The 26,792-nt window shown below is 46.4% G+C and carries 24 protein-coding genes; 17 read left to right on the top strand and 7 right to left on the bottom strand.

Annotated elements, in window-relative coordinates:
* Nucleotides 1-24: 24 nt before the first annotated feature.
* The gene (locus PK654_RS13350) at nt 25-789 is read right to left on the bottom strand and encodes an ion transporter (RefSeq protein WP_271696253.1); all 765 of its coding nucleotides are present in this window, start codon (nt 787-789) and stop codon (nt 25-27) included.
* Nucleotides 790-896: 107 nt separating this feature from the next.
* Here PK654_RS13350 and PK654_RS13345 point away from each other — a divergent pair, with 107 nt between their 5' ends.
* The 3 genes from PK654_RS13345 to hldE all read left to right on the top strand — a co-directional run bounded on the left by PK654_RS13345 (nt 897) and on the right by hldE (nt 7,181).
* Nucleotides 897-2,498 (top strand): methyl-accepting chemotaxis protein, encoded by a 1,602-nt coding sequence (locus PK654_RS13345; RefSeq protein WP_271696252.1) that lies wholly within the window; start codon nt 897-899, stop codon nt 2,496-2,498.
* A gap of 306 nt (nt 2,499-2,804) precedes the next feature.
* Complete coding sequence (glnE, locus tag PK654_RS13340) at nt 2,805-5,651, top strand: bifunctional [glutamate--ammonia ligase]-adenylyl-L-tyrosine phosphorylase/[glutamate--ammonia-ligase] adenylyltransferase (protein WP_271696251.1); 2,847 nt, start codon at nt 2,805-2,807, stop codon at nt 5,649-5,651.
* A gap of 99 nt (nt 5,652-5,750) precedes the next feature.
* A complete protein-coding gene (hldE, locus tag PK654_RS13335; protein WP_271696250.1) occupies nt 5,751-7,181 on the top strand; it encodes a bifunctional D-glycero-beta-D-manno-heptose-7-phosphate kinase/D-glycero-beta-D-manno-heptose 1-phosphate adenylyltransferase HldE in 1,431 nt (476 codons plus the stop codon).
* 118 nt (nt 7,182-7,299) lie between these two features.
* Here hldE and tolC read toward each other — a convergent pair whose 3' ends face one another.
* Nucleotides 7,300-8,601: an outer membrane channel protein TolC gene (tolC, locus tag PK654_RS13330; protein WP_271696249.1), complete on the bottom strand. Its 1,302-nt coding sequence runs from the start codon at nt 8,599-8,601 to the stop codon at nt 7,300-7,302.
* A gap of 233 nt (nt 8,602-8,834) precedes the next feature.
* Here tolC and nudF point away from each other — a divergent pair, with 233 nt between their 5' ends.
* The 6 genes from nudF (at nt 8,835) to parC (ending at nt 15,731) form a co-directional block, all read left to right on the top strand.
* Nucleotides 8,835-9,446: an ADP-ribose diphosphatase gene (nudF, locus tag PK654_RS13325; protein WP_271696248.1), complete on the top strand. Its 612-nt coding sequence runs from the start codon at nt 8,835-8,837 to the stop codon at nt 9,444-9,446.
* Entirely contained in the window at nt 9,434-9,871 is a 438-nt protein-coding gene (locus tag PK654_RS13320) for a DUF1249 family protein (protein WP_271696247.1), read from the top strand. The genes nudF and PK654_RS13320 overlap by 13 nt, the downstream gene beginning before the upstream one ends.
* An 83-nt stretch (nt 9,872-9,954) precedes the next feature.
* Nucleotides 9,955-10,773, top strand: coding sequence for a 3',5'-cyclic-AMP phosphodiesterase (cpdA, locus tag PK654_RS13315; RefSeq protein ID WP_271696246.1), 819 nt, complete (start codon nt 9,955-9,957; stop codon nt 10,771-10,773).
* Entirely contained in the window at nt 10,770-11,354 is a 585-nt protein-coding gene (gene yqiA / locus PK654_RS13310; protein ID WP_271698887.1) for an esterase YqiA, read from the top strand. The genes cpdA and yqiA overlap by 4 nt, the downstream gene beginning before the upstream one ends.
* Before the next feature lie 213 nt (nt 11,355-11,567).
* Complete coding sequence (gene parE / locus PK654_RS13305) at nt 11,568-13,448, top strand: DNA topoisomerase IV subunit B (protein ID WP_271696245.1); 1,881 nt, start codon at nt 11,568-11,570, stop codon at nt 13,446-13,448.
* Between the two features lie 3 nt (nt 13,449-13,451).
* Nucleotides 13,452-15,731 carry a DNA topoisomerase IV subunit A gene (gene parC, locus PK654_RS13300; RefSeq protein WP_271696244.1) on the top strand — a complete coding sequence of 760 codons (2,280 nt, stop codon included), beginning with the start codon at nt 13,452-13,454 and terminating at the stop codon, nt 15,729-15,731.
* An 82-nt stretch (nt 15,732-15,813) separates the two neighbouring features.
* Here parC and degS read toward each other — a convergent pair whose 3' ends face one another.
* The 3 genes from degS to zapG form a co-directional block, all read right to left on the bottom strand.
* On the bottom strand, nt 15,814-16,878 hold the full coding sequence (gene degS / locus PK654_RS13295; protein ID WP_271696243.1) for an outer membrane-stress sensor serine endopeptidase DegS: 1,065 nt from the start codon (nt 16,876-16,878) through the stop codon (nt 15,814-15,816).
* A gap of 155 nt (nt 16,879-17,033) precedes the next feature.
* Nucleotides 17,034-18,401: a Do family serine endopeptidase gene (locus PK654_RS13290; RefSeq protein ID WP_271696242.1), complete on the bottom strand. Its 1,368-nt coding sequence runs from the start codon at nt 18,399-18,401 to the stop codon at nt 17,034-17,036.
* Nucleotides 18,402-18,467: 66 nt separating this feature from the next.
* The gene (gene zapG, locus PK654_RS13285) at nt 18,468-18,899 is read right to left on the bottom strand and encodes a Z-ring associated protein ZapG (protein ID WP_271696241.1); all 432 of its coding nucleotides are present in this window, start codon (nt 18,897-18,899) and stop codon (nt 18,468-18,470) included.
* 152 nt (nt 18,900-19,051) lie between these two features.
* Here zapG and zapE point away from each other — a divergent pair, with 152 nt between their 5' ends.
* From zapE to sspB, 8 genes are all read left to right on the top strand, one after another.
* Nucleotides 19,052-20,155: a cell division protein ZapE gene (gene zapE / locus PK654_RS13280; protein ID WP_271696240.1), complete on the top strand. Its 1,104-nt coding sequence runs from the start codon at nt 19,052-19,054 to the stop codon at nt 20,153-20,155.
* Nucleotides 20,156-20,438: 283 nt separating this feature from the next.
* Nucleotides 20,439-20,867 (top strand): 50S ribosomal protein L13, encoded by a 429-nt coding sequence (gene rplM, locus PK654_RS13275; protein ID WP_271696239.1) that lies wholly within the window; start codon nt 20,439-20,441, stop codon nt 20,865-20,867.
* 15 nt (nt 20,868-20,882) lie between these two features.
* The gene (rpsI, locus tag PK654_RS13270) at nt 20,883-21,275 is read left to right on the top strand and encodes a 30S ribosomal protein S9 (protein WP_271696238.1); all 393 of its coding nucleotides are present in this window, start codon (nt 20,883-20,885) and stop codon (nt 21,273-21,275) included.
* A 357-nt stretch (nt 21,276-21,632) separates the two neighbouring features.
* On the top strand, nt 21,633-22,226 hold the full coding sequence (petA, locus tag PK654_RS13265; protein WP_271696237.1) for a ubiquinol-cytochrome c reductase iron-sulfur subunit: 594 nt from the start codon (nt 21,633-21,635) through the stop codon (nt 22,224-22,226).
* Entirely contained in the window at nt 22,226-23,491 is a 1,266-nt protein-coding gene (locus tag PK654_RS13260) for a cytochrome b (RefSeq protein ID WP_271696236.1), read from the top strand. Before petA ends, PK654_RS13260 begins: the two co-directional genes overlap by 1 nt.
* Nucleotides 23,488-24,228, top strand: a complete 741-nt coding sequence (locus PK654_RS13255) for a cytochrome c1 (protein ID WP_271696235.1) — start codon at nt 23,488-23,490, stop codon at nt 24,226-24,228. Before PK654_RS13260 ends, PK654_RS13255 begins: the two co-directional genes overlap by 4 nt.
* A gap of 88 nt (nt 24,229-24,316) precedes the next feature.
* Nucleotides 24,317-24,952: a stringent starvation protein SspA gene (gene sspA / locus PK654_RS13250; RefSeq protein WP_271696234.1), complete on the top strand. Its 636-nt coding sequence runs from the start codon at nt 24,317-24,319 to the stop codon at nt 24,950-24,952.
* 3 nt (nt 24,953-24,955) lie between these two features.
* Entirely contained in the window at nt 24,956-25,426 is a 471-nt protein-coding gene (gene sspB, locus PK654_RS13245) for a ClpXP protease specificity-enhancing factor (RefSeq protein WP_271696233.1), read from the top strand.
* Nucleotides 25,427-25,466: 40 nt separating this feature from the next.
* Here the strand turns inward: sspB and PK654_RS13240 are convergent, their stop codons facing one another.
* Both PK654_RS13240 and PK654_RS13235 read right to left on the bottom strand, forming a co-directional pair.
* Nucleotides 25,467-26,195 carry a BON domain-containing protein gene (locus PK654_RS13240; protein ID WP_333909648.1) on the bottom strand — a complete coding sequence of 243 codons (729 nt, stop codon included), beginning with the start codon at nt 26,193-26,195 and terminating at the stop codon, nt 25,467-25,469.
* Nucleotides 26,196-26,199: 4 nt separating this feature from the next.
* Nucleotides 26,200-26,790, bottom strand: coding sequence for a phosphoheptose isomerase (locus PK654_RS13235; protein ID WP_271696232.1), 591 nt, complete (start codon nt 26,788-26,790; stop codon nt 26,200-26,202).
* Between the last annotated feature and the right edge of the window lie 2 nt (nt 26,791-26,792).

Genomic DNA, 26,792 nt, shown 5'->3' with positions numbered 1-26,792 from the left:
TTGAACTAGCCGGTATATTACCGGCTATTTTTTTAATTGTTCGATCTGTTTCTCTAGGCGATCGACCTTATCCAGTAGTAGTTTTTGCTGGTTAACCATCTCTTCTAACACTTTGCTTGTTTGCTGAGCCCGCTTCTTCTCCCTGCTTTGATCTGGTGTGGTGATAATGGAAGTCATCAGGCCGGAAATCATACCGAATATGCCGACACCACACATGATAACGACAATGGCAACCAGCTTTCCTGCGGTAGTAACCGGATAGTAGTCGCCATAGCCGACAGTACTGACGGTAACAAAGGCCCACCAAAGAGCATCGCCAGTTGTTTTAATATTGGCGTCAGGTGAGGTAGTTTCGGCGGCGATGATCAAGCCTGAACCCACAGTAAGCAACATCACCAATAAAAACAGTATTGAAGCAAAGGTGGCCTCTTTACGGTTTTTCATTAACTGACGCCAGATCTGTTTGCCCGAGCGGATCAGTCTTATCACTCTCAGTATCTGGATGACGCGCCCGTACCTTAAAGGCTCTATCAGTGGGATGCTCGCGACAAAATCGATCCAATGTGATTGCAAGTATTTTTTACGATTGTTAGAACGTATTAGGTCAATAGTGAGCTGAAAAATAAAGAGAGCGCAGATCACCGTGTCTAAAGTGAGCAGAATTTTGTAAGTGTCAGGTTGTGGCGCAAAGAATAGTAATCCTGAGATCACAAATAACGATAAAAACGACAGTAACAGTGATAATAAGTTCATCGGTTTTAATTCGTTTTTGTTATCATTGTGTTTCATTCGCAGCTCGAAATAAATGGGATGGATTTTCGGGTTTAGTGAATAAACAGGCGAGAGCCTGAAATTGAATTAGCGTCAGTACTAGTAGAATACGTGGAGAAATTGTAATGGCAAGTATAAAAATAAAATCATGGGAAAGGGTGATTACCGATATTCGGTTGGTACCGAAGTTGGTGATACTGATGCTTTTAAGTACCTTTCTTATCATTGCCAAACAGCTCTGGGATGCCAACACCTTTTATAACTCTGTTGTCTCCGTATTAGAAAGCCAGACTCAGCATATGGCGGTTTCTGAAGCCGGAACAATTGATAACTTATTGAAAAACAATGCAACAGATAAAGATATACAGAAAACCTATAACCTAATCGCAGATAAAACAAAACAAGAGGGACAGTTTACTTATCTGATCGATCTGAGTAGCGGAAAAGTTCTTGGTAATCCGGACTTTTCATCGGTTAACGCTTTAACTGAAACAACGGATCAGGGGCTTTCTCTGTCTCAAGTGCTTTCCGGAAAAACTCAGGGAGTTGCTTTCAGCCTGAACGAGGGCGAGTCATTACAGTATGCTGTCAAGACTAAAAATGCAGACTGGCTGGTGGTGGTTTCGCAAAGCTCAGAAGTGGCACAAGCCTATTATGACAGCTACATCTGGCAGGTAGTCTGGCAGACGCTTGGATTGATCGTCATTTTTATTAGTGTTCTGCTTGGCGCGGCACACGTTATGTTACGTCAGACAAATTACATCGCTGACAGTATAAAAATGATGGCAAGCAAGAATCTATCGGAACAGATTGAGCTTGATTGCAAAGACGAATATGGCGATTTGGCACGTGAGCTGGAGAAGACTCGTGTTCAGCTTCAGGACGTCATTAAGGCACAGGTGGATTCATCACAAGAGCTCTCTTCCATGACAGAGATGATGACTCTTAGCATGTCGGAAACCAAAGAGGCATCTCAGGAAGAGTTTAATGAGATTGACCAGCTTGCTACAGCTATGAACGAAATGAGCGGAACGGTTCAGACAGTAGCTGAGCATGCCAGAAATGCTTCAGCGGTAACAGAAAGTGCTGCTGAACAGGCCAAAACTGGTCAGGAGTTTGTTCTTGGTAGTGTAAACAAAATCCGTGAACTTTCCGCCGATATTACTAACTCCGCCAGTGCGGTAAATCAGGTTGAGGAGCGGGTTGAATCTATCAGCAGTGTGGTCGGAACCATTCAGGGGATCTCTGAGCAGACTAATCTGCTGGCACTGAATGCGGCCATTGAAGCAGCACGTGCCGGAGAAGCAGGACGAGGCTTTGCTGTGGTGGCCGATGAAGTCAGAAACCTTGCCCAGAGTACTCAGACGGCAACGATTGAGATTCAGGAGATGATCTCCCAGCTTCAGGCAAGTGCTAACAGTGCCGTAGAGCTGATGGAGAAGAGTGTGGTGGAAGCGGCTGACGGAGCAGAGCTGGTCACTAATGCCGGAGATGAATTAAGCGGTATTGTTGAGCAGGTAAATAATATTAACGATATGAATTTCCAGATAGCTACTGCAGCCGATCAGCAGAGCACCGTTGCGGAAGAGATGAGTCAGAACCTGAGTAATGTTCGTGAGTTAGTTGAAGCTTCAGTAGTCGTTGTTACTGAACTATTAGAAACATCAGAAGAGATGCAGAATAACGCAGAAGAGCTGGACGGAAAAATCCGTTCATTTCAGGTCTAAATAACTGTTCCTAAACACGCGTCACTTCGGCAAATATCGAACACAAACACGCGTAAACCCATCTATGGGGCTCCGCCGCGCCATCCTTGGCGCGGAGGGTTTGTTTTTCGATATCTGCCTGATGACAAAATCTGAAGCACAATTAAGAACAGTTATTTAGTACTGAGTAACTAACCCTGAGTTATCAGGGACTCTGAGTTATATCACTTTACGGCGCCCGCTTTATATAAGCGGGCGCTTTTTATTGATAAAGTAACTTTTCTCAGCAAAGTCGTTGTTGCCACATAGTCAAAACAGGGATGTCAGATGCAGCTACCGGAAAATCTCACTATTGAATACCAGAAAGCTTACGATCAATTGAATGATATCAGCCGCCAGATTATTGAGAGCTGGCCGGATGATTATCAGCAGCAACTTAAAAAAGTACTGGCGGTCAGTAAGTTCGTTGCTGATGCCATCGGACAAGATGAAGAGCTCTGCCGTTTGTTGCCTCAGATGCTGGCGTCCGGCAGCAGGGAAGAAGAGTACAGAAGCTCACTTCGCACCCTGCTAGCGGAGTGCAATGACGAAGCGTGTGGCTTGAGAATCCTGCGCCAGTTCCGCCGGCGTGAAATGGTGCTGATTGCCTGGCGCGATTTCTCGGCTAACTGGACACTGGATGAAAGCCTGAGCCATCTCTCTATGCTGGCGGAAGCGATGATTTTTGAAACGTACCAGTGGCAATACCGGGTTTGCTGCAATGAGTGGGGTACGCCCTGTAATGCCGACGGTGAACAGCAGCCTATGTTAATTATCGGTATGGGTAAGCTGGGTGGTGGTGAACTGAACTTCTCTTCCGATATCGACCTGATTTTTACCTATCCGGAAAACGGTGAGACAACGGGTGCCAGACGCAGCATTGCTAACGCACAATTTTTTACCCGCCTCGGGCAGAGGATTATTAAAGCGTTAGACCAACAGACCTTCGATGGTTTCTGCTACCGGGTGGATATGCGTTTGAGACCTTTTGGTGAGAGTGGTCCGCTGGTGATGAGCTATGCGGCTCTGGAAGATTATTATCAGGAGCAGGGACGAGACTGGGAACGTTATGCCATGATCAAAGGCCGGGTAATGGGCAGTGAAATGTATCCCCAGTATCAGGAGCTGAGAAAAATGCTGCGGCCGTTTGTATTCCGCAGATACATTGATTTTAGTGCCATACAGTCGCTGCGCCGGATGAAGTCGATGATCTCCAGTGAAGTAAGGCGCAGAAAACTGAGCAACAACATTAAGCTGGGTGCCGGTGGTATCCGGGAGATAGAGTTTATTGCTCAGGTATTTCAGTTAATCCGTGGCGGGCGGGAGCCTTCTCTCAGGGGACGGGGGCTGCTGGAAACACTGGCGGCGATTAAAGAACTGAAATTGCTGAAAGCAGAAGAAGTGGGGCAGTTGCAGCAGAGCTACCGTTTTCTGAGAAAGCTGGAGAACTTGCTACAGGCAATGGCGGATAAGCAGACACAGACCCTGCCTGATAATCCGGACGAGCAGTTTAAGCTGGCCTTCGCCATGGGATTTGCAGACTGGCAGGCAATGAGAGAAGCGACAGCAGAGTGTATGTCGGCTGTTCATACTATTTTTGAAGCTTTGATCGGAGATGAAGAAGAAGAGGTAAAGCCGGTCAATAAACATTTCTCCGAGCTGTGGGATATGGCCCACTCTCAGGAAGTGATTCAACACGTTTTGACAGAAGATATCCAAAGTGGCCAGCCGGAAGATGATGCGGCGACCATTATTCAGTTTAAGGCCGACTTGGCTAAGAAGACCCTTGGCCCGAGAGGGAGAGAAGTACTTAATCGTCTGATGCCTAAGGTATTTGAGGCGATATTTGCCAATAAAGATGCCAAATATGGCCTTCCGAGAGTATTGCAGCTACTACATAGGATCTCGACCCGTACAACTTATCTGGAATTGCTAGATGAACACACTGCCGCCCTGAGCCAGCTAGTCCGTCTCTGTACAGCCAGCCCTATGATATCTGAACAGCTCAGCCGTTATCCTATTCTTCTGGATGAGCTGCTGGATCCGCAGCAACTTTATAACCCTATCGCTTTAGATGCTTACCGTGTGGAGCTGAGAGATTTCTTAGCCAGAATTCCTGAAGATGATATGGAGCAGCAGATGGAAGCGCTGCGGCAGTTTAAGCAGATCTGTATCTTGAAAATCGCGGCGGCTGATATTGCCGGTGCCCTGCCTGTAATGAAAGTAAGTGATCACTTAACTTATCTGGCCGAAGCCATTGTTGAAGCGGTTATTAATCAGGCATGGTTGCAGGTAACAGAAAAATTCGGAGAGCCTGATCATCTTAAGGACAGGGAAGGAAAAGGCTTTGCCGTGGTCGGTTACGGTAAAGTGGGTGGCTGGGAGCTGGGTTATAATTCAGACCTTGATATTGTCTTTATGCACGACTGTCCGGTTCATAGCTATACCACGGGTAAGAAAGAGATTGATAGCCGGCAGTTTTACCTGCGTCTGGCGCAGCGCATTATCCATATTTTCTCGACCAGAACTGCCTCCGGTATTTTGTATGAAGTGGATACACGACTTCGTCCGTCAGGTGCTTCCGGCTTGCTGGTTAGTCCGGTGGAAGCCTTTGAAGAGTACCAGTTAAATGATGCGTGGACATGGGAGCATCAGGCATTGGTGCGTACCCGGATTATCTACGGTGATTCCTCATTCTTTGATGCGTTCAATGCCATTCGTGAAAAAGTGCTTTGCCTGCCAAGGGAAGACGAGAGCCTGAAAAAACAGGTGACAGAGATGCGTGAGAAGATGCGTGATCACCTTGGTGGAAAGAAAGCCGGGCGTTTTATGCTTAAGCAGGATCAGGGCGGTATTACCGATATCGAATTTTTGGCTCAGTATTTGGTTTTACGCTTTAGCCAGGGGAACCCTGCCTTAACACGCTGGTCGGATAATGTGCGTATTTTTGAGTCGCTTATGCAGCAGGCGATTGTGACAGAGCAAGAGAAAGAGCAACTCAACCACGCTTATACAAGGCTGCGTGATGAGATTCACCATCGGAATCTGCTTAATCAGGATGCAGATGTTGATGAGGCGCGTTTTAAGGAAGAGCGGGAATACGTGACGGAACAATGGAATAAATGGTTGGCTTAGTTTTCTCAGATAAAAACTAAGCAGGAAATCTTTAGCTGTCGATAGTGATTGCGAGAAGCAACTGTTAGAATTAGCACAGTTTTATTTTTGGAGATAGTTATGAAACCGATACTGCCGGATTACAGCCAGTCGGGTGTACTTATTGTTGGCGATGTGATGCTGGATCGTTACTGGTATGGTCCTACCGGGCGGATATCACCAGAAGCGCCGGTCCCTGTTGTTAAAGTAGAAGACAACGAAGAGCGTCCGGGTGGTGCGGCAAACGTAGCGATGAATATTGCTGCCCTGGGGGGCGGTGTGACGGTAGTTGGTTTGGTTGGTGAAGATGAACCTGCACAGGTGTTGACTGACACCCTGAGTTCACTGAAGGTGAACTGCGATTTTGTCGCCCTGAAAGATTATCCGACTATTACCAAACTCAGAGTAATGAGTCGCGGACAGCAGCTGATTCGTCTTGATTTTGAAGATAAGTTTGAAGGTACCAACCCAGAGTTGATCCTTAATAAGATGGAAGCCGCTCTGCCTCAGGTTAAATCTGTTGTTCTTTCTGACTATGCCAAAGGTGCCCTTGAGCATGTTCAGCAATTGATCCAAAAAGCCAGAAAAGCAGGTGTTCCGGTATTTATCGATCCTAAAGGAGCTGACTTCGAACGTTACCGTGGTGCAACACTACTTACACCGAATATGGCTGAATTTGAGTTGGTTGTCGGCAAAGTAAAAGATGAGCAGGAGTTGGTGGAGAAAGGTCTGGAGCTGATTGAACGCTATGACTTTGATGCCCTGCTGGTCACCCGCAGTGAACACGGTATGACCCTGCTGCGTAAGGGAGAAGAACCTTTCCATCTGCCGACTCTGGCAAAAGAGGTGTTTGATGTAACCGGTGCCGGTGATACGGTGATCTCGGTACTGGCTGCTTCTGTAGCGGCCGGTAAGCCTCTCGATGAAGCGTGTGCTCTGGCGAATGCCGCTGCTGGTGTCGTGGTCGGAAAACTGGGTACGTCGACCCTGTCAACTATCGAACTGGCAGAAGCGATTCATGGCAGTCAGGATACCGACTACGGCGTTATCTCCGAAAGTGCCCTGATCGAGGCGGTTAAGAAGGCCCGCTCTAAGGGAGAGAAGGTGGTGATGACCAATGGATGCTTTGATATCCTGCACGCCGGTCATGTCTCTTATCTTAACCACGCGGCAGAGCTGGGTGACCGACTGATTGTTGCAGTTAATACAGATGAGTCTGTAAAGCGTCTGAAAGGGCCGGGGCGTCCGGTGAACCCTACTGACAGACGTATGGCGGTACTGGCCGGATTAGGTGCTGTCGACTGGGTGGTTCCTTTTGGTGAAGATACACCACAGAGACTGATCTCTGAAGTGCTTCCAAGCTTGTTAGTAAAAGGTGGCGATTATAAACCGGAAGAGATTGCCGGCGGTAAAGAGGTGATTGCTGCAGGTGGAGAAGTTAAAGTGCTTAACTTTGAAGAAGGTGTCTCTACCACTGAAATCATTAAAGCAATTCAGGGCGGTAAAGGTTAATTAACTGTCGCTATAAAGGTTTTAATAGAAAAACGGGCAGTAGTGATACTGCCCGTTTTATTTAGAGTCTTGTACCAGCGCCGATGGCGCTGGTGACTGTTTTTCAGTTTGTCCCGGATTAGTTAACCGCTTTAAGTCCTGCGTTAATATCCAGAATATCCTGCTCACTCAGAGTACCAACAGCCTGACGCAGCTCTAATACGTTAGTAACGTAGTTGTAGCGCGCGTTAGACAGGTTACGGTTAGCGTCATACAGACGACGGGTAGAGTCCAGCACATCAACAATAGTACGCGTACCTACATCAAAACCAGCTTCTGTTGCTTCAAGGGCAGATTTTGCCGAAATAACAGACTGCTCATAAGCGCGGATAGTACCAATGGTGGCATTGATGTTATTGTTTGAGCTGCGAACCGTTGTCACCACTTTACGGTAGCTGGCTTCTAACGTCTCACTGGCAGCAACATAGTTGTATTCAGCCTGTTTGACCTGCGAGGTAATATTTCCGCCGGTATACAGAGGAACAGCCAGGTTCAAGCCGATGTTAAAATCATTAGCGTCATAATCCTGGGCGCTTTGAGTCTGATCAGTAAAGCCATAGCGACCATCAAGTGTCAGCGTAGGCAGGTGACCGGAATCCGCCTGAGAAATAGCGTCTTTAGCAATATCTTTGGCAATTCGTGCAGTCAGCAGAGACAGGTTTTCGTTCTGAGCCTGCTCCAGCAGTTGCTGAGGTGTCTCTTTAGTTTTAGAGGTAGAGAAACGTTCAGTATCCAGAATGCTCAGATCCGTGTGTTCCTGACCGGTGATCTCTCTTAGGGCTTCATAGCTGTTGGTCAGGTTGTTTTCACTACCCACTTCGCTGGCCAACACTGAGTCATACTGTGCCTGAGCATCATGTACGTCCGTGATAGCAGAAAGACCAACCTCAAAACGTTGCTTTGTCTGCTCTAACTGACGGGCAACCGCGGCTTTTTCTGCACGGACAAACTCAAGATTATCCTGAGCACGAAGCACTTCAAAATACGCTTTTGATACACGGAGAATCAGGCTTTGTTGCTCGGCGGCATAGTTTGCATCGGATTGACGCGCTTTTTTCTCTGCTGTTTCCAGTGAAATCCAGCTTGAGCGCTTATACAGCTCCTGAGTAAAGCTAACACCAGCAGCAAACTGGTTGCTCTCACGGCTATCTGTGTCACTACGATTGATATCATAGTTGGCCGTCAGATTGATTTGCGGCAGTAAAGTACTGCGGCTGGAATTCACAGCTTCAAAGGCGGCATCGCGTTCAGCAGCTGTGCGTAACAGTGTCGGATCGTTTTCTTTTGCTAAATTATAGATACTTGCAAGATCATCGGCATAAGAATATGTTGCCACACTGCTTAGTGACATGCTGATGATTAAAGGTAGCAGCTTTTTCATCTGATTTTTCCTGCCTTATTAGGAACATTAGTCGAGAGTTTAACCCAGATATTGATAGTTTTACTCTAATCTTTGCGCTTTTTTACACTTTATTGTCCGTCTGTGCAATATTTATTTTGTGTACCTAAAGAATTATTTAAACTTTATTGAAAAAGTTGAGCCTTATCATTGGTACAAAACATACTCTATGATTAAATAACTCAACAAGCCTACTCTAGGATCGCTAACAGAACATGAAAGCTCAATATACACCTAAAGATGTCGAAATTATCTCAAAGGAGAGGTTATTCCGAGGTTTCTTTCAGATGGTTAAATATACATTTAAGCACAGATTGTTCGCCGGCGGCTGGAGTGAGCCGATAGAAAGAGAATTATTTGAGCGAGGTCATGCTGCAGCGCTGCTTCCTTACGATCCGGTAAAGGATCAGGTTGTTTTAGTTGAACAAATTCGCGTCGGCGCTTTAGAACATCAGAACCCTTGGCAATTGGAAATTGTTGCCGGGATAATGGATGCCGATGAGTCTGTAGAACAGCTTGTAAAAAGGGAGGCGATGGAAGAAGCCGGAGTTGAGGTTAGTCATATTGTTCCCGTGACCAGCTACTACCCTTCTGCCGGAGGCTGTTCTGAGCGGCTGGATGTATTTGTCGGACAGGTCGATTCATCCGCTGCCGGTGGTGTTCACGGACTCGAATATGAAAATGAAGATATTCGCGTACATGTTTTCAGCCGCAAAGAAGCGTATCAGATGGTGAAAAACGGAAAAATTGAGAATGGTGCCTCAATTATTGCTTTACAATGGCTGGAGTTAAACCGAGAAGAATTACTATCCCAATGGCAAAAATAGCAACGAGTAAGCCGTATCATGTCGACCTGGCTGGTCTGATGCGTATATATGAAACTAACTATGCAAAACTAAATGCACTTCTGCCTAGTCAGCCTCAGGTGGGCGATGTACGTTCGTATCAGGTTGCAGCCATGGCGTATCAGCTGGAAGTAAGTGAGATCACCAAGTACACCACACTTATCGATGTTAGCCAGTGTGATGAAGTTCCTGTTTTTCCCCTGCCGAAGATGACGGTAAGGCTCTATCATGATGCCCGGGTTGCGGAAGTGTGTGCCAGCGAGCAGATCTCAAGGGTACAAGCTCGTTATGATTACCCAAATAAAAAAATGATGCAGAAAGATGAAAAATTTCAGTTGAATCAGTTCTTAAGTGACTGGTTATCTTTCTGTCTGAGACATGGGATTAGCCGAGCTCCCATTTTTTAACTAAAGAGATAGCACTTTAGGATTTTCGCGCTAAAGCTTATTAAAAATAAAAAACTAATTTAAATTTATTCAGGTCTACTATTTTGAAATTTTCAGCAGCCTCAGACAATAGCAGCATTCAGTTATTGCAGATCACAGACACTCATCTGTTTTCTGATACTGACGGGTGTCTGCTGAGTGTTAATACTTTAGAGAGCTTTCATGCTGTTGTTGACGAGATCATTCAGAGTGATATCTGTTTTGATGCCATTCTTGCAACTGGTGATATCTCACAAGATCATACTGCTGAGTCCTATCAGAGGTTTGAGCAGGTTATTGCTCCGTTGACAAAACCTTGCTTCTGGTTGCCGGGAAATCACGATTTTAAACCGAGTATGCAGAGCATACTCCCTTCTGCGCAGGTGCAGGCAGACACACATGTATTAGCCGGTGAACACTGGCAGATTATTCTGTTGGACAGTCAGGTAAAAGGCGTTCCTCACGGTAAGTTAAGTGAACAACAACTGGCTTTCTTAGATGAAAAATTGTCAGAAAACCCATCTTTGCACTCGCTGGTACTATTACACCATCACCCGGTATTAGTCGGCAGTGCATGGCTGGATCAACACACCCTTAGCGAAGCAGAAAACCTTTGGGCCGTTGTGGCGAAACATCAGAACGTTAAAGGGTTACTCTGCGGACATGTTCATCAGGATTATGATCAGGTTCATCACGGAGTCAGGGTTATCACCACTCCTTCTACCTGTGTTCAGTTTAAACCTGACTCTCAGGATTTTGCTCTGGACGGGCTTTCTCCCGGCTGGAGAACTCTTGAACTGTTTAATGACGGCAGTATAAAGACTAAGGTTTATCGTCTGCCCAATGGTCGTTTTCTTCCTGATTTTGCATCAAGTGGCTACTGATGAAAGGCTCTCTTCTTCTCTATATACATGGTTTCAATAGCTCACCGAAGTCATTAAAAGCCAATATAATGAAAGAGTTCTGTCAGCAAAATCGTGATGATATCAAGGTTATCATTCCGCAAATGCCCTGCTTTCCTGAAGATGCAAAAGCACTACTGGCTCAGATTGTTGAGCAGTATGGCGGCGATTACAATATCGGTCTTGTGGGCAGCTCGCTGGGGGGGTATTACAGTACATGGCTAAACCATGTTTACGGGCTGAAAGCCGTTGTAGTCAACCCGGCAGTAAGACCCTATGAGCTGCTGCTTGATTACCTTGGTGAGCAGACCAACCCTTACACCGGTGAGAAATATATCTTAACGGAACAGCATATTGATGATCTGAAGGGGATGGGTGTGCCAGTAATCGAGCAACCTGAAGATTTTTGGTTACTTCAGCAAAAAGGCGATGAGCTGCTGGATTACCGGCAGGCGGTAAGTAAGTACCAGGACGGCAGGCAGACCGTTGAAGAAGGGGGCGATCATAGCTTTATTGATTTTGAGCGCTTCCCGGCTGAAATAATCCGTTTTTTAGGGCTTTAATGCTCAAACCATTGGGATGGGTCATAAAAATATTCATCCCGTGAGCAACGCGCTTGACATCAGGTGCCTTGTTCCAGACTATGTTCTCCTTGTTTTCCGCGAATAGCGCCTTTTCTGAAAGATTCGTTATTGCTTTATATGACGCAAACAGGCTTCAGAATGCCCTGTTTTCGCGGCAAAGTAACCCTAATTGAAGAAGTATAATTCCGTATTATGACTGAACAATATAATGCTGGAGCCATTGAGGTTCTTAATGGCTTAGAGCCGGTACGTCGCCGCCCGGGGATGTATACGGATACCGCACGCCCTAACCACCTCGGACAGGAAGTCATCGATAATAGTGTCGATGAAGCACTGGCAGGCTATGCCTCAAAAGTACAAGTTATTCTCCATGCCGATCAATCACTGGAAGTGATCGATGACGGCCGTGGTATGCCTGTTGATATTCACCCGGAAGAGAAAGTCTCCGGTGTTGAGCTTATTCTGTGTAAGCTGCATGCCGGTGGTAAGTTCTCCAATAAAAACTATCAGTTTTCAGGTGGTCTGCACGGGGTAGGAATCTCTGTAGTAAACGCCCTGTCCAAACGTGTTGAAGTGAAAGTAAAACGGGATGGTCAGGTTTACGATATTGCCTTTGAACACGGTGAGAAAGTCTCTGATTTGCAAGTGGTTGGTACCTGCGGCCGTCGTAATAAAGGCACCAGTGTACACTTCTGGCCTGATGCCCAGTATTTTGATTCCGCTAACTTTTCTGTTTCCCGTTTAGTTAACAATCTGCGGGCAAAAGCGGTGCTGTGCCCGGGGCTGGAGATTACCTTTACCGATAAAGTAAACGGTAACGAACATAAATGGCACTATGAAGATGGCCTGAAAGATTATCTGGCGGAAGGTGTTAAGGGTTACACCGTTCTGCCTGAAGAACCCTTTACCGGTGAGTTTAAAGCAGAAACCGAAGCGGCAAGCTGGGCGATTATCTGGCAGCCTGAAGGCGGCGATCAGATAACCGAGAGTTACGTTAACCTTATTCCGACCGCGCTGGGCGGAACCCATGTGAACGGGTTACGACAAGGGCTTCTGGATGCCATGCGTGAGTTTTGTGAATTCCGTAATCTGTTGCCTCGCGGAGTTAAGCTGACGGGTGACGATGTGTTTGACCGTTGCTCTTATGTTCTCTCTATCAAAATGCAGGATCCTCAGTTTGCCGGTCAGACTAAAGAGCGCCTCTCTTCCCGTCAGTGTGCTGCCTTTGTATCTGGTGTGGTTAAAGATGCCTTTAGCCTGTGGCTGAATGAGAAGCCGCAGATAGCCGAGTTGATGGCGGAAATGTGTATCGCTAACGCGCATCGCAGAATGAGGGCCAGCAAGAAAGTAGTACGTAAGAAGATCGCTTCAGGTCCTGCATTACCGGGCAAGTTAACAGACTGTTCTGTACAAGACCTTAACCGTACAGAACTGTTTCTGGTGGAAGGGGACTCGGCGGGTGGTTCTGCCAAGCAGGCCCGTGATCGTGAGTTTCAGGCCATAATGCCGCTACGGGGTAAGATTCTGAATACCTGGGAAGTGTCTGCCGATCAGGTGCTTGCTTCTCAGGAAGTACATAATATTTCCGTCGCTCTTGGTATTGACCCCGATAGCGATAACCTTGAAAGCCTTCGTTACGGTAAGGTTTGTATCCTTGCCGATGCGGACTCCGATGGTCTGCATATCGCCACCCTTCTCTGCGCACTGTTTACCCGTCACTTCAGGGCTCTGGTTGAAGCCGGCCATGTGTATGTGGCTATGCCTCCCCTTTATCGTATTGACTGCGGAAAAGAGGTTTTCTACGCACTGGATGATGAGGAGAAAGAGGGGATTCTCGAGCGGCTGAGTAAGAAGAAAGCCAAGATTAATGTGCAGCGATTTAAAGGTCTGGGTGAGATGAACCCGCTACAGTTGCGCGAAACCACTATGGATCCTAATACCCGCCGTCTGGTTCAGCTAACCATTGATGATGATGAGCTGACCAATGAAGTGATGGATATGTTACTGGGTAAGAAGCGTGCTGATGACAGACGTACCTGGTTACAAACAAACGGTGATTTAGCAGAGGTTTAATTGATGTCTACAGAAATGTCATTCGACGGTGTTGAACAGCTTCCGCTGAGAAAATTTACCGAAGATGCTTATCTTAACTATTCCATGTACGTCATTATGGACAGGGCACTGCCTTATATTGGTGACGGACTAAAGCCGGTTCAGCGCCGGATTATTTATGCCATGTCCGAGCTGGGATTGTCGGCGGCTGCCAAGTATAAAAAGTCAGCCCGTACTGTGGGTGACGTACTGGGTAAGTACCATCCACACGGAGATTCAGCCTGTTACGAAGCCATGGTGTTAATGGCTCAGCCGTTCTCTTACCGTTATCCGCTGGTTGACGGACAAGGTAACTGGGGTGCTCCGGACGATCCTAAGTCTTTTGCCGCAATGCGTTATACAGAAGCTAAGCTGTCTAAGTTTGCTGAAGTATTGCTTGGTGAGCTGGGACAGGGAACCGTTGAGTGGCAGCCTAACTTTGACGGCACTATGAAAGAGCCGCAGATGCTGCCGGCCCGTCTGCCACATATTCTGTTAAACGGCGTAACTGGTATTGCTGTCGGTATGGCGACAGATATCCCGCCGCATAACGTGCGTGAAGTCGCCGATGCGACTATTCATCTGATCGACAACCCGAAATCAGAGTTGTCCGATATTATGCAGTATGTTCAGGGGCCGGATTATCCGACAGAAGCCGAGATAATTTCGCCTAAATCTGAGCTGGAAAAAATTTACCGTACCGGACGGGGAAGCATTAAAGCCAGGGCTGTCTGGCATAAAGAAGGTAATGATATCGTCATTACTGCACTGCCACATCAGGTTTCCGGCGCTAAATTGCTTGAGCAGATTGCCTCGCAGATGAGAGCCAAAAAACTGCCTATGGTGGATGATCTGCGTGATGAATCGGATCATGAAAATCCGACCCGTATCGTGATTGTTGCCCGCTCTAACCGTGTAGATTGTGACCAGTTGATGAATCACTTGTTCGCTTCTACGGATCTGGAAAAGAGCTTCCGCGTTAATATCAATATGATCGGTCTGGATAACCGCCCGCAGGTGAAAGGGCTGGTTAAGATTCTCTCTGAATGGATAGAGTTCAGAAGAGCGACCGTTCGTCGTCGTCTGCAGTTCAGACTGGATAAGATTCTGGCACGCTTGCATATTCTGGAAGGTTTGTTAGTTGCTTATCTGAATCTGGACGAGGTGATTGAGATCATCCGTACTGAGGACGACCCGAAAGCTGTATTGATGGAACGTTTCGGCATCACTGAGATTCAGGCGGATGCTATTCTGGATACTAAACTTCGTCACCTGGCCAAGCTGGAAGAGATGAAGATTCGTGGCGAGCAGTCAGAGCTGGAAAAAGAGCGCGATAAGCTGCAACTGCTACTTGGTTCTGAGCGCCGTATGAATACCTTGCTGAAGAAAGAGATCAAAGCCGATGCTGAGAAGTATGGCGATGATCGTCGTTCTCCTCTGGTAGAGCGTAGTGAAGCTAAGGCATTGACTGAGCGTGACCTGATCCCGAGTGAAGCCATTACGGTTGTCTTGTCTGAAAAAGGCTGGATTCGTCATGCTAAAGGCCATGATGTTGATGCTTCAGGACTAAGTTACAAGTCCGGTGACGGCTATCTTGCCCACGCCTGTGGTAAGAGTAATCAGCAGGCTGTCTTCTTAGGCTCAGACGGGCGCAGTTACTCACTGGAGTCTCATTCACTACCGTCAGCAAGAAGTCAGGGCGAGCCGATTACTGGCCGCTTGAATATTGCTGAAGGAACCTCTGTTTGTCAGGTGATTATGGGCGAAGAGAACCAGCTCTGGCTAGTAGGTTCTGATGCCGGTTATGGTTTTGTCTGTAAAGGTGCCGATCTGTTGTCGAAAAACAGAAGTGGCAAAGCTCTGGTAAACCTGCCTGAAAATTCACAGGTGATTTCGCCGAAGGCGATACAGGATATCGATCAGGATGAGATTCTGGCCATTACCAATCAGGGTCGAATGTTACTGTTCCCAATCAAAGATCTGCCTCAGCTAGGTAAAGGTAAAGGGAACAAGATCATCAATATTCCTGCGGCGAAATCGAAGAGCAGAGAAGAGATGGTTTCTCACCTGCTATCCCTGCCGAAAGGCGCTTCTGTTACTCTGTTTGCCGGTAAACGTAAGTTGGGTCTGAAAGCTAAGGATCTGGAAAACTTCCGTGGTGAGAGAGGAAGACGTGGAGCCCTGCTGCCGAGAGGTTTACAGCGTGTTACCCGTATCGAGATAGAAGAAGTAACTGAATCAGCGGTTGAAGATTCAGCGGAATAAGCAAGATTAGCGAAATAAAAAATGCCCCAGACAGAGGGGCATTTTTCTATCTGTTACAGCGCTTAGTTAACCTGAACTCAGGTTAATTCGGCAGTTCACCAACAATAACAGGCACTGCCATCTCTTTTCCGTCCCTGAGAATGCCGACATCAATCGTTGTACCGGGACGCAGGTCGGTGACAATATCCAGCACACTCTGTCTGCCGTTTATCTTCTGATCGCCTATGGTCAAAATCACATCATTTTTCATAAAGCCAGCCTGTCCGGCCGGGCCACTTGGGTCAACACCAAGAACGATAATGGCTCCGACATAATCTCCTCCTAGCAGACGTGATGTCATGGCATTAACATCCTGACCATCAATGCCGATATAACCACGGATTACCCGTCCGTCAGCAATGATTTTATTCATTATTTTATTCGCGAGAGGGTAAGGAATGGCAAAGGAAATTCCGTAGGTTTCAAGATCGGTTGCCTGCTGAAAAGAGGCGGTATTAATACCAACTAACTCTCCTTGAGTATTCACCAAAGCGCCACCGGAATTACCCTGATTGATGGCTGCATCGGTCTGAATAAAGGCTTGTCGCCCGTCAGCACTGATAGAGGAACGGCCGGTTGCGGAGATAATGCCGAAAGTAGTGGTTTGTCCTAAGTTATATGGATTGCCGATTGCCAGTACAACATCACCCACTTTAGCCTGATACTCGGAATCCAGCGGAATAGTGGGAAGGTTAGCCATTTCAATTTTAAGGATGGCGATATCGGTTCTCTGATCTTTACCTACCAATTGTGTATTGGTGGCGATACGGCCGTCCTGAAGAGCAACAACAATTTGATCTGCCTGAGCAACAACATGGAAGTTGGTAATAATGTAGCCTTTTTCACTAACAATCACTCCGGAGCCGAGCCCCTGAGTTTTCAGTGTTTTCTTACCATCTGCGGTATATTGCCGGCTGTATATATTGACCACTGCCGGTGCGGCGCGGCGTACTGCATCATTGAAGGAGACTTGCAGCTCACTGATATTGCTTTGAGTGTTATGAATATTGGCAGGAATAATATTGCTGCGAAGTGACGGGACAGCAAGAAGAACCACAACAGCAGTGGCTAAGCCTAGTGCAATGGAGCGTAATAAATAATTGAGCATGTATTCCTCAGTGCCGGGAATCTGATTAAAACTTCTGCATATTTGTCGACTAAACAACCGGATAAGAATAGCACTTTGCCGATCCCAATACTATTGGCAATAAAAAAGAGCACGCCGTAGCGTGCTCTTGTACCAATAAATGACAAATCAGTTAATTAGCGAACGACCAGATAGATGGTTCTGCCATCACGCTGAACATTCAGGGCGAGAACATTAGGTTTCTTCTCCAGAATGGTTCGCAGTGCACCAAGGTTTTTCACTCTCTGACGGTTAACGCCGAGAATAATATCCCCACTTTGCAGTTGATACGCTTCGGCATTCGAGCCCTTCTCAACGGAAGTCACTTTTACCCCCTGAACAGGGTCACCGGCCGTGGTGTTAGCAAGTTCTGCACCCTGAAGACCATCATGTAGCTTTTCGGCTTTTGTTTTGGTCTCACTGGCTTCGCCCAGTACTGCGCTAAAGCTCATCTTCTTACCATCGCGTATAACACCCAGATCGACCTTTTTACCGGCACCTAGTGTGGCTATTTTAGCTCTTAGCTCACCGAAAGTAGCGATCTCTTTACCGTTAACCGAGATAATAATATCGCCTGCTTCCAGACCCGCTTTGTCTGCGGCGCTGTCGGGAACAACCATACTGACAAAGGCACCTTTACTGGCTTCATAACCCAGTGCTTCTGCAAGTTCTGAGGTGACTTCACCACCTTGTACCCCAAGCATGCCGCGTTTAACTTCACCAAATTCTAGGATCTGCTCTGTCAGGTTTTTCATCATATTAGAAGGAATAGCAAAGCCGATACCGATGTTACCGCCATTTGGTCCCAGAATGGCCGTGTTGATACCGATTAGTTCACCTCTCAGGTTAACCAGTGCGCCGCCCGAGTTACCGCTGTTGATAGCAGCATCGGTCTGAATAAAGTTTTCAAAGTTCTCCAGGTTCAGGCCACTACGCCCTAGTGCTGAAACAATACCGGATGTTACTGTCTGACCAAGTCCGAATGGGTTGCCGATGGCGACACTGAAATCACCCACTCTGAGTTTGTCGGAGTCTGCCAGCTTAATCTCGGTGAGATTTTTGGCGACTTCCAGTTTTAGTAACGCGATATCTGACATCTGATCGCCACCGACCAGCTCGGCATCATATTCGCGTCCATCGTAAAGTTTTACTCTGATCTTATCGGCGCCGTTGATGACGTGATAGTTGGTGACAATATGGCCCTTGCCCGCATCAATTATGACACCAGAACCCAGACCTCTGAATGGTCTCTCCTGCATCTGTTCTGCTGGGAAATCCGGGCCAAAGAAGTAGCGGAAAGATTCAGGAAGGCGACGTGTAGATACTTGCTTGCCTTCTACGGCAATGCTGACAACCGCTGGTGTAACCTGCTCAAGCATAGGCGCAAGGCTTGGAAGCTGTTCATTATTGACACTTAATGGAAGGGCGGCCGTTGCCGTCACAGGTGTAATGACAGCGCTCAGGCTAAGTGCTAGTGCTGAGAAAGCTAGCATAGGTTTTTTCATCATGTACTCCTCGTTCTTGTTATGAAGGGTATGACTCAAAAACCTAGATCTAGTTCAAATTTATTTTCAGGAAGTGGTTTTCACCACATCAGGTGCTTCGATGATCTCTTTCTTTTCAGGAGTAAGAAGACCTGTTGCGCCTTTTGCATAATCTTTAGGCTGCAGGTTCAGCTCTTCTTTGTCTGCTTCATCCTGTTGAGTGATGACTTTGGAAAATGGCCTGTCCTGCTCCGGAAGATTCGGTAATAGTTCTGAGGAGGTTTTGGCCAGATGCTGGTAAAGTTTAGTGTAATCTTTACCCAACACATCGAGCATTTCAGCAGTTTGTGAAAAATGGTCGGTTAACTCTTGTCTCTGCTGCTCCAGTTCGAACTTGGCTGTGTCCAGCTCTTTTTTCATCTGTTGGTGCTTCTTGTACTGGGGTGTCTTTATACGGGCAATGATGATGCCAAGTATGGCTCCCACCAATAAACCTGATAACCCAAAAATCCAAGGCATAAAAGCTCCTTAATACTTTAAAATGCTAACATGTTGTTTACATAAGAATTACACATGTATGGGTCTCATGTTACTATGACTAGCCGAAGGGATAAAGAAGTTACGTAACAGATTCGACCAATGTTTGGCCTTGATAATTCAGGTATTCAGGAATGACCCCATTAAATAAGTATCAGAGAGATATTAAAGAGTTTAACTTTCAAGTTGACACTGCCCAGAGAAACGCCATAGAGCATCTTGATAAGCTTTATCATGCGTATGAAGAGTACCTGAATACTCCGGTTGTTAAATTGTCCCGTCTGCAGAAGCTGCTGGGTAAAAAAGAGCAGCAGCCGCAACTGCCGCGAGGTATCTATATGTGGGGTGGGGTAGGCAGGGGTAAAACCTATCTTATGGATACTTTCTGCGAATCTCTTCCTGCTGAGCGGGTGATGCGGGTTCACTTTCACCGTTTTATGCTAAGGGTTCATGATGAACTCAGCGGGCTGAATGAGATAAACGATCCTCTTGAGCTTGTTGCTGAGACTTTTAAACAAGAAGCGGATGTTATCTGTTTTGATGAGTTTTTTGTCTCGGACATTACTGATGCCATGATCTTGGGTACTCTGTTTCAGGCTCTGTTTAAACGCGGAATTGTTCTGGTCGCTACTTCTAATATCCCGCCACAAGACTTGTATCGTAACGGTTTACAGAGAGCAAGGTTCCTTCCGGCTATTGAACTGATTGAAACCCATTGTCAGGTAATCAATGTTGATAGTGGCGTAGATTACCGGTTACGCACACTGGAGCAGGCTGAGATTTACCACTATCCGCTGGATCAAGCAGCGGATGAGAATCTGCAGAGATACTACAAACAGCTGACCACGGAGTGCAAGGTGGTTGCTGACTCTATTGAGATAAACCATAGAGATATCGCTATTAAAAAAGCCTGTGATGGTGTGTTATTCGCTTCCTTTGAACAGTTGTGCCAAACCTCACGAAGCCAGAATGATTACATTGAACTCTCCCGCATCTATCATACTGTGCTGCTAAGTGACGTTATAAAAATGGACGCTTCTAACGATGATGCTGCCCGCCGCTTTATTGCTCTAGTAGATGAGTTTTATGAGAGAAACGTTAAGCTGATTATCTCCGCTGAAGTCGCTTCAGAGAGTTTATATCAGGGCGGTCAGCTGGAATTTGAATTTAAGCGTTGTCTTTCACGCCTGATTGAGATGCAGAGTCACGATTATCTGGCCAGAGAGCACCTTGCCTGACAGGCTGAAAAGCGATAATGGAGTATGGTTTTCCGGGCAAACGGTCGCGGAAAAGTTTCATCTGTTTTACAAGTAGAAACGAAGCCTTGTTTTTTCGCGTTATTAAGCAAAAAAGTAGATGCTTTTTTCTTCATACTTCTCTATAATCCTGCGACCCACCGTTACTGCAGGTTCTTTTTGAACCGAGAGTGCCAACACTCGAAGGGGTGATGATATGGGCTCTTAGACAGTGGGAGCGAAAGCTCCTTAGTGTAAAATTTAAATTTAACGGGTTATTGTTAGCATGAAAACTTTCGTTGCTAAACCAGAAACTGTAAAACGTGACTGGTACGTTGTAGACGCTGAAGGTAAAACTCTTGGTCGTCTTGCAAGTGAAATTGCATCTCGCCTACGTGGCAAACACAAAGCTGAATACACTCCTCACGTTGATACTGGTGATTACATCATCGTTGTTAACGCGGAGAAAGTTACTGTAACTGGTAACAAAGCTGCGGCTAAAACTTACTACCGTCACTCTGAGTTCCCAGGTGGCCTTAAGTCAATCACTTTTGACAAGCTGATTGATAAGAAGCCAGAGATGGTAATCGAGTTAGCTGTTAAAGGTATGCTACCACGTGGTCCTCTTGGCCGTGCTATGTACCGTAAGCTAAAAGTTTACGCTGGCGCTGAGCATAACCACACTGCTCAACAACCAAAAGTACTAGACATCTAATTGGGGATTATGGAAATGGCAGAGAATCAATACTACGGCACTGGCCGTCGCAAAAGCTCAGCTGCTCGTGTTTTCATCAAACCAGGCAGCGGTAACATCGTAATCAACAAGCGTAGCCTTGATGTTTACTTCGGTCGTGAAACTTCTCGCATGGTTGTTCGTCAGCCACTTGAGCTAGTTGAAATGACAGAGAAACTGGATCTATACATCACTGTTAAAGGTGGTGGTATTTCTGGTCAGGCAGGTGCTATCCGTCACGGTATCACTCGCGCTCTTATGGAGTACGATGAATCACTACGTCCTGCACTACGTGCAGCTGGATACGTTACTCGTGACGCTCGTCGCGTTGAACGTAAGAAAGTTGGTCTACGTAAAGCACGTCGTCGTCCACAGTTCTCTAAGCGTTAATCTTTTACCAAAGATTGCGTTTCGGCAGAAATGCCGGATTGTGGTTACAAAAGCTCGGTTTATACCGGGCTTTTTTGTATCTGGCTAATAGATAATTTTATAAATATACAACATTTCCTGTTTCCCTCCCTTGTTCTGCTCCACGTTGAAATTTAAAAGAATAACCGCTTTTTTCACTGCAATTTCCAATTGAATAAGTGTTTTTGTGAAGCGATGAGCGATTCTTTGTTATAAATGTTAACAAAAGGTATCTTTTTGCTTATCATTCGCTGTTAAAAGTAGAATAAAGTTTAGTTTTGTTAGCCGTGCTCTGTCGAATAGTAAAAATATAAGCGGAGCAAATGGGAGATATGTTGGATGAGCAATGCGCCTTTAAACAGTGGACGTAGGCGCTTCTTAACTGCCACAACTGCGGTTGTTGGGGGTTTAGGGGCTGCCGCTGTCGCTGTTCCTTTTATAAAATCTTGGAACCCAAGTGAGAAAGCAAAAGCAGCGGGTGCGCCCGTTGAAGTCGATATCAGCAAGTTGGAAGAAGGACAGATGGTTCGCGTCGAATGGCGTGGTAAACCTGTCTGGGTTGTCCGGCGTGCTGAATCAGTCGTTAGTGCCTTAAAGAATGTTGACGGAGAGCTGAGAGATCCCTCTTCAGCAGAAGAGCAACAGCCGGTATACGCTCAAAATGAGTACCGCTCAATTAAACCGGAGTATTTTGTTGCTGTCGGCATCTGTACCCACCTAGGTTGTTCGCCAACCTATTTACCAGACAGTTTCAGCGAACAAGTTCAGGGACAAAAGTCAGGATTCTTCTGCCCTTGTCACGGTTCTAAGTTTGATATGGCCGGCCGGGTATTTCAGGGGGTTCCTGCTCCACTAAACCTGGTGGTGCCAAAGCACATGTATCTGAGTGACACAAGGATTGTCATTGGTGTAGATGAAGAGGGAGAAGCCTAATGCAAGAGTTAGCTGAATGGTTTGAAAAACGTCTGCCCATGATGAATGCCTTTAAAAAGCATTTATCAGAATATCCGATGCCGAAGACGTTTAACTTTTGGTATTTCTTTGGCTCATTAGCCATGCTGGTGCTGGTTAACCAGCTGCTGACGGGTATCTGGCTGACAATGAGCTATGAGCCGTCTGGTGATGGCGCATTTGCATCAGTTGAATACATCATGCGTGATGTAGAGTATGGCTGGTTGCTTCGTTATATGCACTCAACCGGCGCCTCTGCCTTCTTCGTTGTTGTTTACCTGCATATGTTCCGTGGCCTTATCTACGGTTCTTATCAGAAGCCTCGTGAGCTGGTTTGGCTGTTTGGTATGCTGATCTTCCTTGTGTTGATGGCTGAAGCCTTTATGGGTTACCTGCTTCCTTGGGGACAGATGTCATACTGGGGCGCACAGGTAATTATATCCTTGTTTGGTGCCATTCCTGTTATTGGTGATGACCTGACACTCTGGATTCGTGGTGACTATGTAATTTCAGGAGCGACACTCAACCGTTTCTTCGCCTTGCATGTTATTGCTCTACCGATTGTTCTGCTGCTGCTGGTGGTTCTGCACATTCTGGCACTGCATGAAGTGGGCTCAAACAACCCAGACGGTATCGAAACCAAGCTGCCTAAAGGTAAGATGGGTGATGGTTATGAACCTCAGTTCAAGTTCCATGAGTACTACACTAAGAAGTATGACATCATCGACTCAATTCCTTTCCATCCGTACGGTACAGTAAAAGACTTGGTTGGTATTGCCGGCTTCCTGTTCCTGTTCTGTTACGTGTTGTTCTTTAACCCTGAAATGGGTGGTTACTTCCTTGAAGGACCAAACTTTGAAGCGGCTAACCCGCTGAAGACACCGGAGCATATCGCACCTGTCTGGTACTTTACGCCGTTCTATGCAATCTTGCGTGCGGTTCCTGACAAGCTGTTGGGTGTAGTAGCAATGGGCGGAGCGATTGTGGTTCTGTTCCTGCTGCCATGGCTGGATCGCTGTAAGGTTCGTTCATACCGTTACCGTAGCAAGTTTCATTTACTTAATATTGTTCAATTCACTGTGAGCTTTATTGCACTGGGTATTCTTGGTGCTCTGCCAGCGACTGATTTGTATACGCTGTTGGCTCGTATCTTTAGTTTGGGTTACTTCATGTTCTTCGTGCTGCTGTTCTTCTACAGTAAAAATGAAGCGACTAAGCCGTTACCAGAGAGGGTGAATTTCAAATGAAAAAATGGATTGTAATGTTATTTGCTACGTTGCCTTCGCTGGTTTTTGCAGCCGGAGGTAGCAGTGTACCACTAGATCAGCCAAACAATGATTTGACGGATAAAGCGTCGTTACAGAATGGCGCCAAGCTATTTATGAACTACTGCTTTGCCTGTCACTCAACTCAGTACCAGAGATATCAAAGGGTTGCTGAGGATATCGGTATTCCTCTGGACTTGATGAAGGAGAATCTGGTATTTGATCCAAATGCTAAGATCGGTGATCTGATGGAAAATGCCATTCCTGAAGAGTCAGCCAGTAAGTGGTTTGGTGCTCCGCCACCGGATCTGACTCTGGTGGCTCGTGTGAGAGGTACAGACTGGTTATACACTTATCTGAGAACCTTCTATGCCGATCCGTCGAAGACATTTGGCGTAAACAATATTGTGTTCCCGAGTGTTGGTATGCCACACGTTCTTGAAGAACTTCAGGGTATTCCTATGCCAGTGTATGAAACACATATGGTTGACGGTGTTGAAGTTAAGACTGTAGTTGGTGTTGAAGCGGACGGTACAGGTGAGTTAAGCCCGAAAGAGTACGATATGGCAGTTCGCGATTTAGTTAACTTCCTTGAGTACTCAGGTGACCCGGTTAAGCTGGAGCGTGAAGCTATGGGTTGGTGGGTAATGGCCTTCCTGGTAATCCTGACTATCGTATTTGTTCTGCTTAAGAAAGAGTATTGGCGTGATGTGCATTAAATATGCTATCATTCGGTGCTAATTTATCTGCAATGGAGGCAATTTAGCCTCCATTGTTTTTTTCTTTGTAAGTGTACTGGAGGGCTCAATGGCTGTAGCTGCCAATAAACGTTCTGTGATGACTCTTTTTTCAAGTGCCTCTGATTTATATAGTCATCAGGTTCGCATTGTTCTAGCGGAAAAAGGTGTAAGTGTTGAAGTTGAGTTAGTTGATGATGCTAATTTGCCAAATGAACTGATTGAGTTGAACCCATACAAATCAGTACCGACACTGATTGATCGCGAGCTGGCTCTGTATGACTCTAAGATCATTATGGAGTATCTGGACGAGCGTTTCCCTCACCCGCCGCTAATGCCTGTTTATCCTGTTGCCCGTGGTAACAGCCGTTTGATGATTTACCGCATTGAACGTAACTGGTATTCCCTGGCGAAGAAGATCGTTGAAGGAAATGCTGAAGAGTCTGAGTCTGCACGCCAGAAGCTGCGTAATGACCTTCTGACTCTTGCTCCGGTTTTTGCTGAGTATGAGTACTTTATGAGTGAAGAGTTTAGCCTGATCGACTGTTATCTGGCTCCGCTTCTATGGCGTCTTCCTGTATATGGTATTGATCTGGTAGGCCCGGGTTCGAAAGAACTTAAAGTTTATATGAACCGCGTATTTGAGCGTGATTCGTTCCTTGCTTCTCTGACAGAAGCTGAACGTGAGATGCGTCTGGTTAGATAAGCGATGGAAATGAGCGATATGACACCGCGTCGTCCATATATGTTGCGGGCATTTTATGAGTGGTTAGTGGATAATGAACTGACCCCTCATCTTGTTGTTGATGCCGACCTGCCGGGAGTTCGGGTGCCGGAACAGTTTGTTCAGGATGGACAGATTATTCTTAATGTGGCACCACGGGCGGTAGGTAACCTGGAAATGGGTAACGAGGCAGTGACATTCAGTGCTCGTTTTGGTGGTAAACCTCATTCGGTCATTGTTCCCCTTTATGCTGTTCAGGCCATCTATGCGCGTGAAAATGGCGCAGGAACCATGTTTGAGCCGGAAGAGGCGTATATGGTGGATTATGAAGAACAAGATCAAGAGAATGAAAGTCCGACTACCTTTGGTCTGACTGTGGCTGATGATTCTCATGAAGCACCGGATGACGTTCCGCCTAAACCAAAAGGGCGCCCAAGCCTGAAAGTGGTTAAATAAAAAAAGCAGCGTTAGCTGCTTTTTTAACATCTGTACACTCTTATAAGGCGTCAACTTCCACAGGTTCTATATAAGGAATCACTTCCGTTTCAGCTTCGTTGTTAGACTTGTTTGCCGGACGGCTTGCTGGCTGGTTGCTTATATCTTCAATTGGCGCCGGTTTTTGTGTCTGTGGTTTTGTTGTTTCTGCTTGCTTAGCTTTGCCATGATAAAAGGCCTTAATCACCTTCTTTACCCCGGAAACATTTCGCGCCACATCAACAGCTTTCTCTGCCTGCTGCTGTGAAATGGCCCCGACCAGAAATACTTCACCATCCTCTGTGTAGACACTTATTTTTATATCCCTGAGATCAGGTTCGGCAATAAAGGCTGACTTAATCTTAGTGGTAATCCAGGTATCGTGACTGACTTCGCCAAGTGTCAGTAATGGTTTAACCCGCATCTGATTATAGACAAGGTTTACCCCTTTCATCTTACGTACTTCTGCTTCCAGAGAGTCGCGATACGATGCGTTTACCGCCTGTCCCATCAGCAGTACATTTCCGCGGAAAGTACTGGCTGTCACCCTCACGTTGGATTTAAACGGGGCTTTATTGCCCAGAGCATTGATGTCGAGAGAGGTGTTTTGATCTTGCAGTATTTCACCACTGCTGCGCGGGTCAGTAACAACATAAACAGCAGTTGCTGCGCCGGCAACAAATACGCCGACACAACCTGTAGTGGTCAGGCTTAACAGAGCAACAAGTAATAATGTCAGATGTTTTTTCATTCAGTTACTCCTCATGGGAGGGGAAAAGAACTTGGTCGATCAGGTCGCACAGACAATGGAGTGTTACCATATGGACTTCATGAATCCGTGCCGTTCGCTGCGAAGGAATACGGATTTCCACATCATGCTCGCCTAAAAGTCCCGCCATTTCACCACCATCTTTACCCGTTAGGGCAATAATCGTCATATCCCGGGTTACGGCGGCTTCCATCGCCTTTACAATATTTTTGCTGTTACCACTGGTAGAGATAGCCAGAAGGACATCACCTTCTTGTCCCAGAGCCCGGACTTGCTTAGAGAATATCTGCTGATAGTCATAGTCATTGGCAACTGCCGTCAGAGTGGTGTTGTCAGCGGTTAATGCCATGGCCGGCAGGCTTGGCCTCTCAGTTTCGAAGTGGTTAAGCAAGCAAGAGACAAACTGCTGGGCATTGGCAGCAGAACCGCCGTTACCGCAACAAAGAATCTTGTTGCCATTGAGAAGAGTGGTAACCATAGCTTGTGCTGCATGAGTAATATTGTCCGGAAGCGCTTCTGCAGCGGCAATCTGAATCTGAATACTTTCAGTAAAGCTCGCTTTGATGATGTCTTGCATGA

The sequence above is a fragment of the Vibrio sp. SCSIO 43137 genome (genome assembly GCF_028201475.1).
Classification (GTDB): Bacteria; Pseudomonadota; Gammaproteobacteria; order Enterobacterales; family Vibrionaceae; genus Vibrio.
Note: the sequence above shows the minus strand (reverse complement) of the source record. Positions and strands in the feature narration are given on the sequence as shown.